This is a genomic window from Streptomyces sp. MS19 (genome assembly GCF_047200595.1).
Lineage (GTDB): Bacteria > Actinomycetota > Actinomycetes > Streptomycetales > Streptomycetaceae > Streptomyces.
Window position 1 is genome coordinate 147,663 of record NZ_JBJZOH010000010.1, and the last position, 15,061, is coordinate 162,723.

The 15,061-nt window shown below is 75.0% G+C and carries 13 protein-coding genes and 1 pseudogene; 1 reads left to right on the plus strand and 13 read right to left on the minus strand.

Going from position 1 to position 15,061, the window contains the following annotated elements:
• Nucleotides 1-46: 46 nt before the first annotated feature.
• From topA to ACL02R_RS13470, 6 genes are all read right to left on the minus strand, one after another.
• Nucleotides 47-2,884, minus strand: a complete 2,838-nt coding sequence (gene topA, locus ACL02R_RS13445; RefSeq protein ID WP_412797107.1) for a type I DNA topoisomerase — start codon at nt 2,882-2,884, stop codon at nt 47-49.
• 218 nt (nt 2,885-3,102) lie between these two features.
• On the minus strand, nt 3,103-4,626 hold the full coding sequence (locus ACL02R_RS13450) for a methyltransferase (RefSeq protein ID WP_412797108.1): 1,524 nt from the start codon (nt 4,624-4,626) through the stop codon (nt 3,103-3,105).
• 28 nt (nt 4,627-4,654) lie between these two features.
• Complete coding sequence (locus tag ACL02R_RS13455; RefSeq protein ID WP_412797109.1) at nt 4,655-5,278, minus strand: small secreted protein; 624 nt, start codon at nt 5,276-5,278, stop codon at nt 4,655-4,657.
• A 291-nt stretch (nt 5,279-5,569) separates the two neighbouring features.
• Nucleotides 5,570-6,505 carry a phosphorothioated DNA-binding restriction endonuclease gene (locus ACL02R_RS13460; RefSeq protein WP_412797110.1) on the minus strand — a complete coding sequence of 312 codons (936 nt, stop codon included), beginning with the start codon at nt 6,503-6,505 and terminating at the stop codon, nt 5,570-5,572.
• 68 nt (nt 6,506-6,573) lie between these two features.
• Nucleotides 6,574-6,993: an ATP-binding protein gene (locus ACL02R_RS13465; RefSeq protein WP_412797111.1), complete on the minus strand. Its 420-nt coding sequence runs from the start codon at nt 6,991-6,993 to the stop codon at nt 6,574-6,576.
• Nucleotides 6,994-7,075: 82 nt separating this feature from the next.
• On the minus strand, nt 7,076-7,417 hold the full coding sequence (locus ACL02R_RS13470) for an STAS domain-containing protein (RefSeq protein ID WP_052847650.1): 342 nt from the start codon (nt 7,415-7,417) through the stop codon (nt 7,076-7,078).
• Between the two features lie 139 nt (nt 7,418-7,556).
• Here ACL02R_RS13470 and ACL02R_RS13475 point away from each other — a divergent pair, with 139 nt between their 5' ends.
• Complete coding sequence (locus ACL02R_RS13475) at nt 7,557-9,926, plus strand: DEAD/DEAH box helicase (RefSeq protein ID WP_412797112.1); 2,370 nt, start codon at nt 7,557-7,559, stop codon at nt 9,924-9,926.
• Nucleotides 9,927-9,965: 39 nt separating this feature from the next.
• Here ACL02R_RS13475 and ACL02R_RS13480 read toward each other — a convergent pair.
• The 7 genes and pseudogenes from ACL02R_RS13480 to ssd form a co-directional block, all read right to left on the minus strand.
• Nucleotides 9,966-10,298, minus strand: a pseudogene (locus ACL02R_RS13480) (Rv3654c family TadE-like protein); the annotation flags it as partial.
• Complete coding sequence (locus ACL02R_RS13485) at nt 10,282-10,653, minus strand: TadE family type IV pilus minor pilin (RefSeq protein ID WP_412797113.1); 372 nt, start codon at nt 10,651-10,653, stop codon at nt 10,282-10,284. The gene ACL02R_RS13485 and the pseudogene ACL02R_RS13480, both read right to left, overlap by 17 nt.
• Nucleotides 10,607-10,906 (minus strand): DUF4244 domain-containing protein, encoded by a 300-nt coding sequence (locus ACL02R_RS13490; RefSeq protein WP_412797114.1) that lies wholly within the window; start codon nt 10,904-10,906, stop codon nt 10,607-10,609. Before ACL02R_RS13490 ends, ACL02R_RS13485 begins: the two co-directional genes overlap by 47 nt.
• A gap of 2 nt (nt 10,907-10,908) precedes the next feature.
• Entirely contained in the window at nt 10,909-11,532 is a 624-nt protein-coding gene (locus ACL02R_RS13495) for a type II secretion system F family protein (RefSeq protein WP_412797115.1), read from the minus strand.
• Entirely contained in the window at nt 11,529-12,383 is an 855-nt protein-coding gene (locus ACL02R_RS13500) for a type II secretion system F family protein (RefSeq protein WP_412797116.1), read from the minus strand. Before ACL02R_RS13500 ends, ACL02R_RS13495 begins: the two co-directional genes overlap by 4 nt.
• Entirely contained in the window at nt 12,380-13,603 is a 1,224-nt protein-coding gene (locus ACL02R_RS13505; RefSeq protein WP_412797117.1) for a TadA family conjugal transfer-associated ATPase, read from the minus strand. The genes ACL02R_RS13500 and ACL02R_RS13505 overlap by 4 nt, the downstream gene beginning before the upstream one ends.
• Nucleotides 13,600-14,670, minus strand: coding sequence for a septum site-determining protein Ssd (gene ssd / locus ACL02R_RS13510; RefSeq protein WP_412797118.1), 1,071 nt, complete (start codon nt 14,668-14,670; stop codon nt 13,600-13,602). The genes ACL02R_RS13505 and ssd overlap by 4 nt, the downstream gene beginning before the upstream one ends.
• Nucleotides 14,671-15,061 lie beyond the last annotated feature (391 nt).

Below are 15,061 nucleotides of genomic sequence, written 5' to 3' on the forward strand. Positions count from 1 at the left end.
GGACCAACGGCCCGGGAGGCGGCGCGGCCGGGCCGTCGGCGGCGCGTCAGGCGGAACCGGCGTCCGGCGCGGACTGCTTGGCCGCCGCCTTCTTCGCGGGCGCCTTCTTCGCGGGCGCCTTCTTGGCCGTGGTCTTCTTAGCCGTCGTCTTCTTAGCCGTGGTCTTCTTGGCGGCGGTCTTCTTGGCGGCGGCCGTCTTCTTGGCCGCGGTCTTCTTCACCGGGCCCTTGGCGCGCTTCTCGGCGAGCAGTTCGTACCCGCGCTCCGGTGTGATGGTCTCCGGGTCGTCGTCGCGGCGCAGCGTCGCGTTCGTCTCCCCATCGGTCACATACGGTCCGAAACGGCCATCCTTGACCACGACCGGCCGCTCCGTGACCGGGTCCGTGCCCAGTTCCTTCAACGGCGGCTTCGCGGCGGCCCGCCCGCGCTGCTTCGGCTGCGCGTAGATGGCCTGCGCCTCCGCCAGCGTGATGGAGAAGAGCTGCTCCTCGCTCTGGAGCGACCGCGAGTCCGTGCCCTTCTTGAGGTACGGCCCGTACCGCCCGTTCTGCGCCGTGATCTCATGCCCCGACTCGGGGTCCACGCCGACCACGCGCGGCAGTGCCAGCAGCCGCAGCGCGTCGTCGAGGGTCACCGTGTCCAGCGCCATCGACTTGAACAGCGAGGCGGTCCGCGGCTTCACGGCGTTCTTGCCCGTCTTGGGCGTGCCCTCGGGCAGGACCTCCGTGACGTACGGCCCGTACCGCCCGTCGCGTGCCACGATCGGGTGACCGGTGTCCGGGTCGGTGCCCAGCTCGAAGTCGCCGCTCGGCCGCGCCAGCAGTTCCTTGGCGAGATCGACGCTCAGCTCGTCGGGCGGCAGGTCCTCGGGGACGTCCGCGCGCTTGCCCGGCTCGCCGCTCGCCGGGTCCTCCGGCGGCGCCTCGACGTACGGCCCGTACCGCCCGACACGCAGCACGATGCCGTCGCCGACCGGGAACGACGAGATCTCCCGCGCGTCGATCGCGCCGAGGTCCTCGACCAGTTCCTTGAGCCCGCCGAGGTGGTCGCCGTCGCCGTTCCCCGCGTCGGCCGCGACGCCCACGCCGGGGCCCTCGCCCTCGCCGAAGTAGAAGCGCCGCAGCCACGGCACGGCCTCGGCGTCGCCGGTGGCGATGCGGTCGAGGTCGTCCTCCATCCGCGCCGTGAAGTCGTAGTCCACGAGGCGGCCGAAGTGCCGCTCCAGCAGGTTGACGACGGCGAAGGAGAGGAACGAGGGGACCAGCGCCGTCCCCTTCTTGAAGACGTAGTGCCGGTCCAGGATGGTGCCGAGGATCGTGGCGTAGGTGGACGGGCGGCCGATCTCCCGTTCCTCCAGCTCCTTGACGAGCGTCGCCTCCGTGTAGCGGGCCGGGGGCTTGGTGGCGTGGCCGTCCGCCTCGATGCCGCGGGCGGTGAGCGCGTCGCCCTCGGTGACCTGCGGGAGGCGGCGTTCGCGGTCGTCGGAGTCGGCGCCCGGGTCGTCGACGCTCTCGACGTACGCCTTCAGGAAGCCGTGGAACGTGATGACCTTGCCCGTCGCGCTGAACTCGCAGTCACGCCCGTCCGCGCTGGTCCCCGCCACGCGCACGGCGACCGACTGGCCGACCGCGTCCTTCATCTGCGAGGCGACGGTGCGCTTCCAGATCAGCTCGTACAGCCGGTACTGATCGCCCGTCAGGCCGGTCTCGGCGGGGGTGCGGAAGCGGTCGCCGGAGGGGCGGATCGCCTCGTGGGCCTCCTGCGCGTTCTTGACCTTGCTGGCGTACACGCGCGGCCGGTCCGGCAGGTAGTCCGCGCCGTACAGCTGCTCGACCTGGGCGCGGGCGGCGTTGACGGCGGTGTCGGACAGCGTCGTCGAGTCGGTCCGCATGTAGGTGATGAAGCCGTTCTCGTACAGCCGCTGCGCGACCTGCATGGTCGCCTTCGCGCCCATGCCGAGCTTGCGCGAGCCCTCCTGCTGGAGCGTCGTGGTGCGGAAGGGCGCGTACGGGGAGCGGCGGTACGGCTTGGCCTCGACCGAGCGGACGGCGAACGACGTGTCGGCGAGCGCGACGGCGAGGGCGCGCGCGTTCTCCTCGCTGAGCGCCTCGACCTGGCCCGGGTTGCGCAGCCGCCCGTCCGGGCCGAAGTCGCGGCCCTGCGCGACACGCCGTCCGGCGACCGCGCTGAGGCGCGCCTCGAACGTACCGTCGCCGGGGACCGTCGCGAACGTCCCGGTGAGATCCCAGTACTCGGCCGAGCGGAACGCGATGCGCTCCCGCTCCCGCTCGACCACCAGACGCGTCGCGACGGACTGCACGCGGCCGGCGGACAGCCGCGGCATGACCTTCTTCCACAGGACCGGCGAGACCTCGTAGCCGTAGAGGCGGTCGAGGATGCGGCGGGTCTCCTGGGCGTCGACGAGGAGCTGGTTCAGCTCGCGGGGGTTGGCGACGGCCTGGCGGATCGCGTCGCGGGTGATCTCGTGGAAGACCATCCGGCGGACCGGGACCTTGGGCTTCAGGACCTCTTTGAGGTGCCAGGCGATCGCCTCGCCCTCGCGGTCCTCGTCCGTCGCGAGGTACAGCTCGTCGGAGTCGGCGAGCAGTTCCTTCAGCTTCCTGACCTGGTCGCGCTTGTCGCTGTTGACGACGTAGAGCGGTTCGAAGTCGTCGTCCACGTTGACGCCGAGGCGGGCCCACGGCTCGCTCTTGTACTTGGCCGGCACCTCCGCGGCGCCGCTCGGCAGGTCACGGATGTGCCCGACGCTGGCCTCGACCACATAGCCGGGGCCGAGATAGCCCTTGATCGTCTTCGCCTTGGCGGGCGACTCGACGATGACAAGTCGGCGTCCGCCGTTCGCGGTCTCGCTGGTCGGGGACAACTTCTGCTCTTCTCTCCAGCCTCGGGGGCGCTTACGGACATGCGGAGTGTGACGGTACATCCCTGCTGCGTGCCACAAGGGAAAACTCCGCAACGCATCTCGAACGGTAACCCGAGATCCGCCATTCCCGCCGCCCGGCCGGGCCCCGCGGCTTGTCCGTGTCTCGTCACACGAGCGTGACGCGGGGTACGCGCCCGGCCCGGCGGCGGCCCGCGCCGTCAGCCGCGCGGCAGCAGAAACCCCTGCTCGACGAGGGGGCGCAGCCAGCGCGGCGCCTGCTCACGGAGCGTGTCCCCGCGCTCGCCGAGAATCTGCGCGATCGCGTCGAGGATCGCACCGGCGGGCAGCGTCCCGTCGCACCCGCCCGCGAACCCGGCGCCGACGGTGTCCATGGCCGTGGCCCGCCGCATCCCGTGCCGCTGCCGCAGGACGACGTGCTCCGGGTCCTCCGCGCCAGGCTCGCCCAGCTGCTCCTGGACGACGCCGGGGGCCGGCTCGTAACGGGTGCGCAGCAGCGTGGCGTCGTCGGCGCGGCGGAGGAAGTCCTGGCGGCCGAAATGTGCCCGGACCGTCTCGCCGAGCGGCTGTTCGACGGTGTGCGGCCAGTCCTCGACGGTGAGGGAGGGGTGATCGGTGCCGCTGCGGTGCAGCGTGATCCAGCCGAATCCGACCGCCCGCGTGCGGCGCGCGGCGAACTCGTCGAGCCACGCACCGTACGCCGCCTCGTACGCGGCCCGGTCCCCCTGGTGCGCCCCGGCGTCGCGCAGCCACAGCTCGGTGTACTCGGTGACGTCCTGCTGCTCGCGCTGCACGATCCACGCGTCGCAGCCCGCGGGCACCCAGGCGGCGACGCGTTCGCGCCAGTCCTCCCCCTCGACGTGCTGCCAGTTCGCGAGGAGCTGGCACCAGCCGTCGTCCGCGAGGTGGCCAGCGGCGCGCCGGACGAGCGTGCGGCACAGCTCGTCGCCGCCGAGGCCGCCCTCGCGGTAGGTCAGCGCTGCGCCGGGCGCGGGGGGCGCGATGACGAACGGGGGGTTCGAGACGATCAGGTCGTAGCCGTCCTCGCCGGTGACCGGCTCGTACAGCGACCCTTGCCGCAGGTCGGCGGGGCGCGCGCCGGAGAGCGCGAGGGTGAGGGCGGCGATGCGCAGCGCGCGGGGGTTCACGTCGGTCGCGGTGACGCTCTCGGCGTGGCCGGAGGCGTGGAGCGCCTGGACGCCGGAACCGGTGCCGAGGTCGAGGACACGCCGCGCGGGCAGCCGTACGGTCAGCTGCGCCAGCGTCGTGGACGCGCCGCCGACGCCGAGGACCACGTCCCGCGCCCGGCCGCCGGCGCCCGCCGCGCGGCCCACGGCGCAGCCGGCGTCGGAGACGATCCACCAGTCCTGCCCGTCGTCGCCCGCGTACGGGCGGATGTCCACGGCCGCCCTGACCTCGCCGCCCTCGCGCGCCAGCCAGCCGTCGGCCAGCGCCGCCGCGAGGGGGAGCGCGGCCCGCGCGGCGGCCTCGGGGACCGGGCGCTGGAGCAGGAAGAGGCGTACGAGCGTGGCGGCCGGTCCCGCGTCGCCCTCGGTGGCGCGCAGCGCGGGGACGGTCTCGCCGCGGGCGAGGGCGGCGTACGCGGGCGCGCCGAGCAGGTCGAGCAGACCGTCCGGGGTGAACGAGGCGGCCAGCAGGGCGTCGCGCAGCGGCGCGACGGCGGGGCCAGGCACGGGGAGGCCGGGGGTGACGGGGGTACTCACGGCTCCATTGTGGCGACGGGGGTGCGGGTCACTCGTCGGCGGCGTCCCCGGCGGGCTCCTCCTCCGACGCGGCGTCACCTTCGGTGTCACCCTCGCCGTCACCCGTCGGCGTGCTGCGGCAGCCCTCCTGACGGGCCATCGCCTCGCCGAGGTCGCCGGTCTGCAACTCGTGCAGCGCCTGGTCACCGCTCTGTCCCAGCTCCTCCAGTTGCCCGGCGACATCGCGCAGCCCCTGGGAGAACTCGGCCTGCTCCGACGTGTCGAGACCGTCCACCGTCTCCTTGAGGTCCCCGTACGAGCCGGACAGGTCGCGCAGCTCGGACACCGCGTCCTCGCGGAGCCTGGCGCCGTCGTCCACCGGCGGGTCGCCCGCGCCGTCCACGGCGTCGGCGAGCGCGGCGTACGCGTCCGAGATCTCCTGGAACGCGGCCGAGTCCGTCTCCTGCACCTCGGCGGGCGACCGGTCGCCCTCGGTCGCGGCGGCGATGGCGCCACTGGCCTCCTGGATCTTCTCGACCTGTGGCCTGATGTCGCCGCAGACGTCCTTGGCCCAGGCGTCCAGTTCCTCCCGGTTGTCGTCGCCGCCACAGGCGGACAGCGTGAAGACCAGCGCGGCGCAGCATGTCAGTGCTGTCGCGAGCCTCTTGTGCACGGTTCCTCGTCCCTTTCCTGCCGCCGGGGCCCGTCTGGCGGAAGCCCGTCCGGCGTGCGGCGCTCCCCGGCCCGGTCTGTGTCGGACGGGTCCCCGGAGCGGGAACTTACACGCCGTGCTTCCCTCGTCCGAGTGACGGCCGGTGGCGACACCGCGTGTCACAGCCATTTGAACCAGCGTGCCCGACGGCGGGGAACGGGCCGAACGCGCCGCCTGACGACCCGTTTCCCGCCACACCGCGCCCCAAGCCCGCCACCCGACGTGGCGGATGTCACGCCGCGTCAGGCGGCGTCAGGCGGCGCCCTTGAACACCTGGGCACCGTGCCACGCGATGTGCGCCGCCGCCGGAGGCTCGATCCCCGGCCGCGGCACGGCAAGCGGACGGCCGGCCAGCTCGTCCACGGCACGCCCGGCGGCGCTGCCCGCCACGTACAGGGCGGAGACCCGTACGTGCCGGTCGGCCGTCAGGCCGAGCACGCCGAGGTCGAGGAGGGCGTGGTGCAGCGCGCAGAGCGCCAGGGCGTTCGGCAACTCGTCCGGCCCGTCCTGGCTGTGCCAGCGGATGTGGGCGGCCTCCAGGCCGACGGGGTTGCGGCCGAGGCGGCCGTCGAAGCCGCAGACGGCGCAGGCGTAGGCGTACGCGCGCAGCACCTCCTCGGCGAAGTCCGGCCTGCGCTGCCGCCGCCGGGGGGTGCGGCCGGTGAGCTGCCGGTGGAGAGCCAGTTCCTGCGCGGTCAGCTCCAGCGCGGTGAGGTCGAGTCCCGCCGCCTCGCACAGCGGACCCTCCAGTGCGGGCGTGAAGTGCTGGTCAAGGAGGATGCGGGAGGCGGCGACGAGGGTGCCGCGCTCGGCGAGGAGCCGCTCGACGTCCGCCCGCAGGCGCCCGTGGGCACCGTGCTCGCGCAGCCACGACCCGCGGTCGGGCACGTCCTGGCCCAGGACGGTGCCCTCGGCGTCCCGCAGGTCCCACAGGTCGCGTTCCAGGTGGACGAAGGGCATCGCCGCCCGCTGCCGCGCGGCGCCGGGACTGCGCACCGATGGCCCGAAGTCGTTGATCAGGCGGCTGACGGGCTCCTCGGCCTCGTCGTAGCGGACGGCCGTGCTGCCGTGGGCCTCGAAGCGGCCCAGCAGCCAGAGCAGCAGCAGGGGTTTGTGCGGGGCGCGCCGCCCGCGCACCTGCGCCTGGCGGAGCGCGGCGAGCCGGGCCAGCAGGTCGTCACGCGTCACGCGCACAGCCTGTCAGAGCGCCGCGACGCCGTACGGGGCGGGTGTCCGTGCGCCGGACGGCCGGGTCCTCAGACCACGGACGTGGTGGCGACGGGCCAGCTCATGCGGATGCGTCCGCCGTGCGCGTCGGAGACCACCTCGACGTCGTCGACGAGCCCGCTGATGACGGCCAGCCCCAGCTCGTCGGTGTCCTCCGCCGCCTCGGCGGCCGACTGGTCGCGCGGCGCGGGGACGGTGGTGGGCGCGTCGTCGCCGACCTCGATGGAGAACGCCTTCTCCCCCTCGGTCAGCGCCACGCGGACCGGTGTGGTGAGGCCGTGGACGGCGTGCAGGCCCACGGCGCGGCTGCACGCCTCGCCGACGGCGAGCCGCAGCTCGTCGAGCACCGACTCCTCGACCCCGGCGCGGCGTGCGACGGCGGCGGCGACGAGCCGGGCGGTGCGCACGTGCTCAGGGGACGCGCTGAATCGGAGTTCGACGGTGGCCATGCCATCCCCCATTGATCGTGCGGACACGCCGCCCCGGCACCGGTGCCCGGGGCGGTTCACGTGATGTTCCTGCGGCGGACGGCTAGTCGGTGGCCGCGATGGCCTCGTCCACGGACTCGTGGATCGGGAACACCTTGGTCAGACCCGTGATGCGGAAGATCTTCAGGATGCGTTCCTGATTGCAGACCAGCCGCAGCGAGCCCTCCTGGGCGCGGACACGCTTGAGACCGCCGACCAGGACACCGAGCCCGGTGGAGTCGAGGAAGTCGACCCGCTCCATGTCCACCACCAGGTGGTGGTTGCCGTCATTGACGAGCTCCACCAGCTGTTCGCGCAGCTTGGGCGCGGTGTATACGTCGATCTCGCCGCCTACCTCGACGACCGTTCGGTCGCCTACGGTTCGGGTCGAAAGGGACAGGTCCACGGATGATCCTCCAGCACCTTGCTAACGAGCGGTCGCCCCCCATGGATCGGCAGCCGCCAGGGCATTCAACCACTTACCCGGTGTCCGGGACGACGTCTTACGGCCATTGTCCGTCGGACCAGTGACAGACTCGAAGCCGATGTCCTATGAAGCCGACGCCCGAGAGCACCCGTCACCGCGGGATGTGCTGGAACGCCTGGGCGCCCGGCAGGACCGGGCTGCGCGCCTCACCCACGCCGAGCACGTGCCCGCCAGAGCGGGTTCGCATGCAGATTGGCCGCAGGAAATACGTCACGAGGTGATCACCGCCATACGGACCGCCGGAATCGGCCGTCCGTGGGCGCACCAGGCCCGCGCGATCGGGCACGCGGTGCGTGGCGAGTCGGTGATCGTCGCGACCGGCACGGCGTCGGGCAAGTCGCTCGGCTACCAGGCCCCCGTCCTCAGCGCCCTCCTCGACGGGGACGCCGCGCCCGCGCGGCGGGGCGCGACCGCCCTGTACCTGGCGCCGACGAAGGCGCTCGCCGCCGACCAGCTGCGCGCGATACGCGGTCTCGCCGCCCCGCTGGGCGCGGCCGTCCGGCCCGCCGCGTACGACGGAGACACGCCGCCCGAGGTCCGCGCCTGGGCCCGCGACCACGCGAACCTGCTGCTCACCAACCCGGACATGCTCCACCGCGGGCTGCTGCCCGGCCACCGCCGGTGGGCCCCGTTCTTCCGCGCCCTTCGCTATGTGGTGATCGACGAGTGCCACGTCTACCGGGGTGTCTTCGGTTCGCACGTGGCCCAGGTCCTGCGCCGACTGCGGCGGATCTGCGCCCACTACGGGTCCGCACCGGTGTTCCTGCTGGCCTCCGCGACCACTGCCGAGCCGGGCGCGTCGGCGACGCGGCTCACCGGCGTGCCGGTCGCCGAGGTGACCGACGACACCTCGCCGCGCGGCGAACTCGTCTTCGCCCTGTGGGAGCCGCCCCTGACCGAGGCGCGCGGCGAGGGCGGCGCGCCCGTCCGCCGTACGGCCACCGCCGAGACGGCCGAGCTGCTCACCGACCTGACCGCCCACGGCGTACGGACGCTGGCGTTCGTACGGTCCCGGCGCGGCGCGGAGCTGGTGGCCCTGATCGCCCAGGAACGGCTGGCCGAGACCGGCCGGTCGCTCGCCGGGCGGATCGCCGCCTACCGGGGCGGCTATCTTCCGGAGGAGCGCCGCGCCCTGGAGCGGGCCCTGCACAGCGGCGAGCTGCTGGGGCTCGCCGCGACCACCGCGCTGGAGCTGGGCGTGGACGTCGCCGGGCTGGACGCGGTACTCCTCGCGGGCTATCCCGGGACCCGGGCGTCCCTGTGGCAGCAGGCGGGGCGGGCGGGACGCCGCAGTCAGGGCGCCCTGGCCGTGCTGGTGGCGAGGGACGACCCGCTGGACACCTATCTGGTGCACCACCCGGACGCCCTGTTCCGCCGACCGGTCGAATCGACGGTGCTCGACCCCGCGAACCCGTACGTCCTCGCGCCGCACCTGTGCTCGGCCGCCGCGGAACTGCCGCTCTCGGATGTCGACTTCTCGGAGGACGCGGGCCTGTTCGACCCGGTGGCCGCCGATCTGCCGCCCAAGCTGGCCGAGCGCGGCCTGCTCCGCCGCCGCGGCACCCAGTGGTACTGGACGCACCGCGAACGGCCCGCCGACCTCGTGGACATCAGGGGCGGGGGCGGCGACCCCGTCCGGGTGGTCGAGGCGGACACCGGCAGGCTCCTCGGCACGGTGGACGCCTCGGCCGCGCACGGAACCGTGCACGACGGCGCCGTCCACCTGCACCAGGGGCGCAGCTACGTGGTCAGGGAGCTGGACCTCGCGGACTCCGTCGCCCTGGTCGAGGAGGCCAACCCCCCGTGGACCACGTCCGCCCGCGAGGTGACGGACCTGTCGGTCCTGACCACCGACACCGAGACCCCGTGGGGTGACGCCCGGCTGTGCCACGGCTCGGTCGAGGTCACCCACCAGGTCGTGTCGTACCTGCGGCGCAGGCTGCTGAGCGGCGAGGTCCTCGGGGAGACGCGGCTCGACCTGCCGCCCCGCACGCTGCGCACCCGCGCGGTCTGGTGGACCATGACCGAGGACCAGCTGGACGCCGCCCGGATCCCCCCGGCGATCCTGCCGGGTGCCCTGCACGCGGCGGAGCACGCGGCGATCGGGATGCTGCCGCTGTTCGCCACCTGCGACCGGTGGGACATCGGCGGTGTCTCGACCGCCCTGCACCCGGACACCCTGCTGCCGACGGTCTTCGTCCACGACGGCCATCCGGGCGGGGCGGGCTTCGCCGAGCGGGCGTTCCACACGGCCAGGGAGTGGCTGACCGCCACCCGTGACGCGATCGCCGCCTGCGAGTGCGAGTCCGGCTGCCCGTCCTGCGTCCAGTCCCCCAAGTGCGGCAACGGAAACGACCCGCTCCACAAGTCCGGTGCCGTACGGCTGTTGACCGAACTGCTCCGCCACCCCGGCGACACGCCCGCCTGACCCCGCGGCCTTGTCCGCCCCGTCCGACGGCCCGGCCCTGGCACGCGCCCGCGTACGGTACGGCCCCGCCGCCGTCTCGGCGGTGAGGTCGGCGATCTCCCCCGCCACATGACAGCGCACCAGCGTGGCGCCCTGCGCCCCGGCGACACGCCGGGCCAGCTCGCACGCCGCCTCCCCGCCCATGAGGGCCAGGTCGGCGGCGGCGAGCGCCGCGAGGTCGGCGGCCGCGGCCGCCCGCTGCCGGGCGGCCGTCACCTGCCCCAGGGCGAGGACGGCGGCGAACACGAGGCACAGCGCCGCGGCGCAGGTCACCGCCCAGATGCTCGCCGAGCCACGGTCGGCCGCCGCGCCCCGGTCATCCCGACTCGGCATGGGCCACCGCCTCACCGGTCACGCCGAGGGCGAGCGCACCGGGGCCGAGCGTCTCCGCCCGCACCACGACCCGGTACAGCTCCCCCTCCCGCCGGACGTCGATCCGGGCACCGCCCGGCGCGACCGCGGCCGCCACGGCGGTCACGTCCGCGACCTCCTCTCCCCGCGCGGCGGCCCGTGCCCCGGCGCGGGCGGCGTCGCCGCATTGCAGCCGGACCAGGACGGCGCCGAGTCCCCACAGCATCGCCCCGAGCAGCAGGACCAGGGCGGGTACGACGATCGCGCTCTCGGCCGTGACGTACCCCCGGTCACAGCTGCGCGTCGAGCGCCTGCTCGACCAGCCCCAGCAAGGCATCGCTCACCGCCCCCGACGTGAGGACCTGGTAGAGCACGGTCCCGAGGGCGGCCGCGGCGATGGTGCCCACCGCGTACTCGGCGGTGCTCATGCCGTCGTCGCGGCAGGCGGCGGCCCGCCGCCTGGCGGCCCAGGCACGGCAGGGCCGTGCCTCGCGCCGCCGCACGGCCCGGGGCCGCCCACGGACGGGTCGCCGGGTGCAGGGGGCGCCGTCGTCCGGGGCACCCGCGGTCAGGACATGTACGGAACGCATGCTCACAGCAACTCCTTCGTCAGCCCGATCACCACGGGCACGACACCGATCAACAGGAAGGCGGGGAGGAAGCAGAGCCCCAGCGGGCCGGTGACGGCGACCGCCGCGCGGCGTGCGCCGCCCTGGGCGGCCCGCCGCCGCCTGGCCCGGCTCTCGGCCGCCTCGGCCGTCACGGCCGCCGCCACGGGCGCGCCGCTGGTCTCGGCCAGCTCCAGACGGCGGGCGAGCCCCGCCGCGCCGGGGAGCGTGCCGAAGAAGCCCCATACGGCGGCCGGGTCGCCGCCGAGCCGCAACTCGGCGCCGGCCCGCCGCAACCGGTCGCCGACCGGCCCGCCCAGCGCGGCTCCGACCGCGCCGGCCGCCGCTGCCGGGGCCGCACCGGCCGCGAGGCACGCGGCCAGCAGACCGGCCGCCAGGGGCAACGCCGGGTCCGTCCCGGTCCGCGCCGGGCGGGACCGCCGCCGCAGCGCCGCCACCCGGGCTCGGGCGGGCGGGCGCCCGCACAGCCTCGCGAGCCGGTCACGCCGCCACCGGTCCCCCCGCTCGCGCGCCAGCGCCCACACGAGCACCGGCAGCGACAGGGCGAACGCTGCGGTGGCGGTGGCCGTGGCCTGCGGGGCGTTCACGACGCGGCCCGTTCGGCGCGGCGGACGATCGCGGCCACCCAGAACACGCCCGCCCACTCCAGGGCCGCACCCAGCAGCAGGCAGACCAGCCCCGGCGTGGTGTGCAGCAGGACCTCAAGGGGCCGCACGCCCATCGCGGCGCCGAGCAGCAGTCCGAAGACGGGCAGCCCGGCCAGGAGGAACGTGGTCGCCCTCGGTCCGGCGAGCTGGGAGCGCAGTTCCTCCCGCTGGGCCTGCTCGGCGCGCAGGACCTCGGCGACCCGTTCCAGCCCGGTGGCGAGCGACGCCCCGCCGTCGACCGCCACCGCCCAGCAGGCGGCGACGCCGCGCAGCCCCTCCGCCCCCGGCTGCCCGGCGGCCCGGCCGAGCGCGGCGGGGATGTCTCCCCCGTACCGCGCCGCGGCGCGCAGGGCCGCTCCCCGCTCGCCGAGGCCCTCCGGCGGGACGGCGGCCAGTGCCTGGACGGGCGTCCGTCCCGCCCGCACCTCCCCCGCCAGTGAGGCGCAGAAGGCCACGACCTCCTTGCGCCGCCGCTCCGCCGCGCGCCCGTCCCGGACATGCCGCCGGCGGCGGACGGCGAGCGGTGCCAGCGCCGCGCCGAGGAGCAGTGGCAACGGCGAGCTTCCCCAGGCGGCGAGGAGCAGCCCGGCCGCCAGGGCGCCGAGCGCGACCCGCCGGTCCCGCGCGTCCATCGGGCCGAACGGCCGCCACCGCCATCGCGTCCGCACCGGGCCCGCGTCACCCGTCGGCCGGAGCAGCAGCCTGCTGCGGCGCGGTGGGCCGTCGGCGAGGAGCCAGGCCCCGGCGCCCGCGCAGAGCGCGGCCGTGAAGTGCGGCAGCTGGCCGGTCACAGGGCCTCACCCGCCCGGGAGCAGAGCCGGTCGAGTCGCTCCCAGCCGGACTCGCGGACGAATCCTCCGGAACTCCAGCGCGCGGCCGGTACCGTCCGCACCAGCCCGTCCCCGTCCCGCTCCAGCACGTGGACCTCGGCGATCCTGCGCTGTCCCGAGGCGCGGTCGCGGGTCAGGTGCAGGACGACGGAGAGCGCGGCGGCCAGCTGGCTGTGCAGCGCGGCCCTCGGCAGTCCCGCCGCGCTGCCGAGCGCTTCGAGCCTGGCCGGGACATCGGCGGCGGCGTTGGCGTGCAGGGTGCCGCAGCCGCCTTCGTGGCCGGTGTTCAGCGCGCCGAGCAGGTCGAGCACCTCGGGGCCGCGGCATTCGCCGACGACCAGCCGGTCGGGCCGCATCCGCAGCGCCTGCCTGACGAGGTCCCGCAGCGTGACCCGCCCCGCGCCCTCCTGGTTGGCGGGGCGGGTCTCCAGGCGTACGACGTGCGGGTGGTCGGGCCGCAGTTCGGCCGAGTCCTCGACCAGCACGACGCGTTCGCCGGGTCCCGCCAGTCCGAGGAGGGCGGCGAGCAGGGTGCTCTTGCCGGTGCCGGTGCCGCCGGTGACGAGGAACGACAGCCGGGCGGCCATCAGTGTCCTGAGCAGGTGGTCGCCGCCCGGGGGCACGGTGCCCGCCGCGGTCAGCTCCTCCAGGGTGAACGCGCGGGGCCGCACCACGCGCAGCGACAGGCACGGCGAGCCGAGCACGACCGGTGGCAGCACAGCGTGCATGCGCGTCCCGTCGGCGAGCCGGATGTCGGCCCAGGGCCTGGCGTCGTCGAGCCGCCGTCCTGCCGCGGCGGCGAGCCGCTGGGCCAGCCGCCGGACGGCCGTGGCGTCCGGGAAGCGCACGGGGGCGCGTTCCAGCCCGTGGCCCCGGTCGACCCAGATGTCGTCGGGCCCGTTCACCAGGACGTCGGTGACGTCGGGCTCGGCCAGCAGGGCCTGGAGCGGTCCCGCGCCGACCAGTTCCGAGCGCAGGGCCCGGACGACGGACAGGACGGCGCTGTCGCCCAGCAGACGCCCCTGGGCGCGGAGGGCGGCGGCGACCCTGCCGGGTGTCGGCTCGTCTCCCCCGGCGGCGAGCCGCAGCCGGACGCCGTCCAGCAGTTCGCGCAGTTCGGCGGGTTCGAGGGAGCCGACACCACCAGCGGTGGCGGCGGGGGCGGGGATCGCGGTGCTCATGCGGCCACCTCCGCGTCCGTCGAGACGCGGGACAGCAGGGTCTCGCAGAAGCGGGCCAGCACGCCCCGCGGGTACGCGCCCGGCGGATCGCCCCGTTCGGCCGCCGCCGTCAGACCCGGCTCGTCCGGGAGTTCACCGGCGAGCGGCAGTCCGAGCAGCTCGCCCAGTTCGTCAGCGGTCAGCCCGCGCGCGGCGGGCGGCCTGGCCACGACCCGCAGGTCGCGGACGCGGCTTCCGGCCGTCGCCACCACACGCCGCGCGGCGACGAGCGCCCGCAGTTCCCCCGGGACGACGAGCAGCCCGAGATCGAGATGGGCCAGCGCCACGGCGACCGCCTCGTCCACGGCCCTCGGCAGGTCGAGGACGACGAGCCCGCCGCCGCGCCGCGCGGCCGCCAGGACCGAACGCATCGCCTCGCCGGGAAGCGGCGTGCTGTCCGCCCGGTCCCAGCTGAGGAGACGCACACCATGGGCGCGGGGCAGGGACTCGTCCAGCGCGCGCCCGGACAGGCGTCCGCTCGCCGAGACGAGCGCGGGCCAGCGGGGGCCGGTCGCCGTCTCGCTGCCGAGCAGGACGTCGAGCCCGCCACCGAGGGAGTCGCAGTCCAGCAGGGTCGTGCGGGTGCCCCGCCGGACCGCCGTGACGGCCAGGGCGCAGGCGAGCGTGGACGCGCCGGCCCCTCCCCTGCCGCCGAGCACGCCGACGGTGAGCGCGGGGCGGCCGGGATCGGTGACCTCGGCCAGCCGTTCGACCAGCCACGGCTCGTCGCCCGGCAGGTGCACGACCTGCTCGGCGCCCAGGGTGAGACCGCGCTCCCAGACGGTGTGGTCGTCGAGGTCCCGCCCGACGAGGACGACGCCTGGCCGCCTGCCGGGCCACTGGGCGGGGTCGGTACGGGCCAGGGCCCGGTCGTCCCCGAGCAGCACGAGCGGGGCCCGCTGCCACGGGCCGGGCGGCGGGGTGGCGTCGCGCACCACGTCCGGCTCGGCGCCGACCGCCGCGCACAGCCTCAGCAGCCGGTCGAGCAACTTCTCGTCACCGGTGAAAATCAGAATGGAATCGGTCATGCCGCGCGTCCCCTTCAACCCGTTCACACCGCTCAACACGGGTAAACCGTTCGTCCGTTTGCCACATCGACTTCGCCCTGCGCATCCGGCCGGTCGCCGAACGCATCGGAAGTCACGGCAATACGGTGCCGCCGCGAACGGCGTTTCAGGGGCCGCGGCCGAAATCTGTGGACAACTCACAGCCTGTGGAAAACTCCGTCACCCGATTCGGTGACGTCTGGGCACGAAAAACCGCACACCCGTCATGGGCCGCTACGGTGAGTGAGTGCTCAGGGGAAAGGGCCGGAAAGCCGGAGACGAAGCGGCCGCGCCGAACGCGCGCCGGGCCAGGGGCCGTTGGTGGCCGCCTGGAAGGGAGAACGCCCCCGGACATGCGACGACCCCCGCCGGG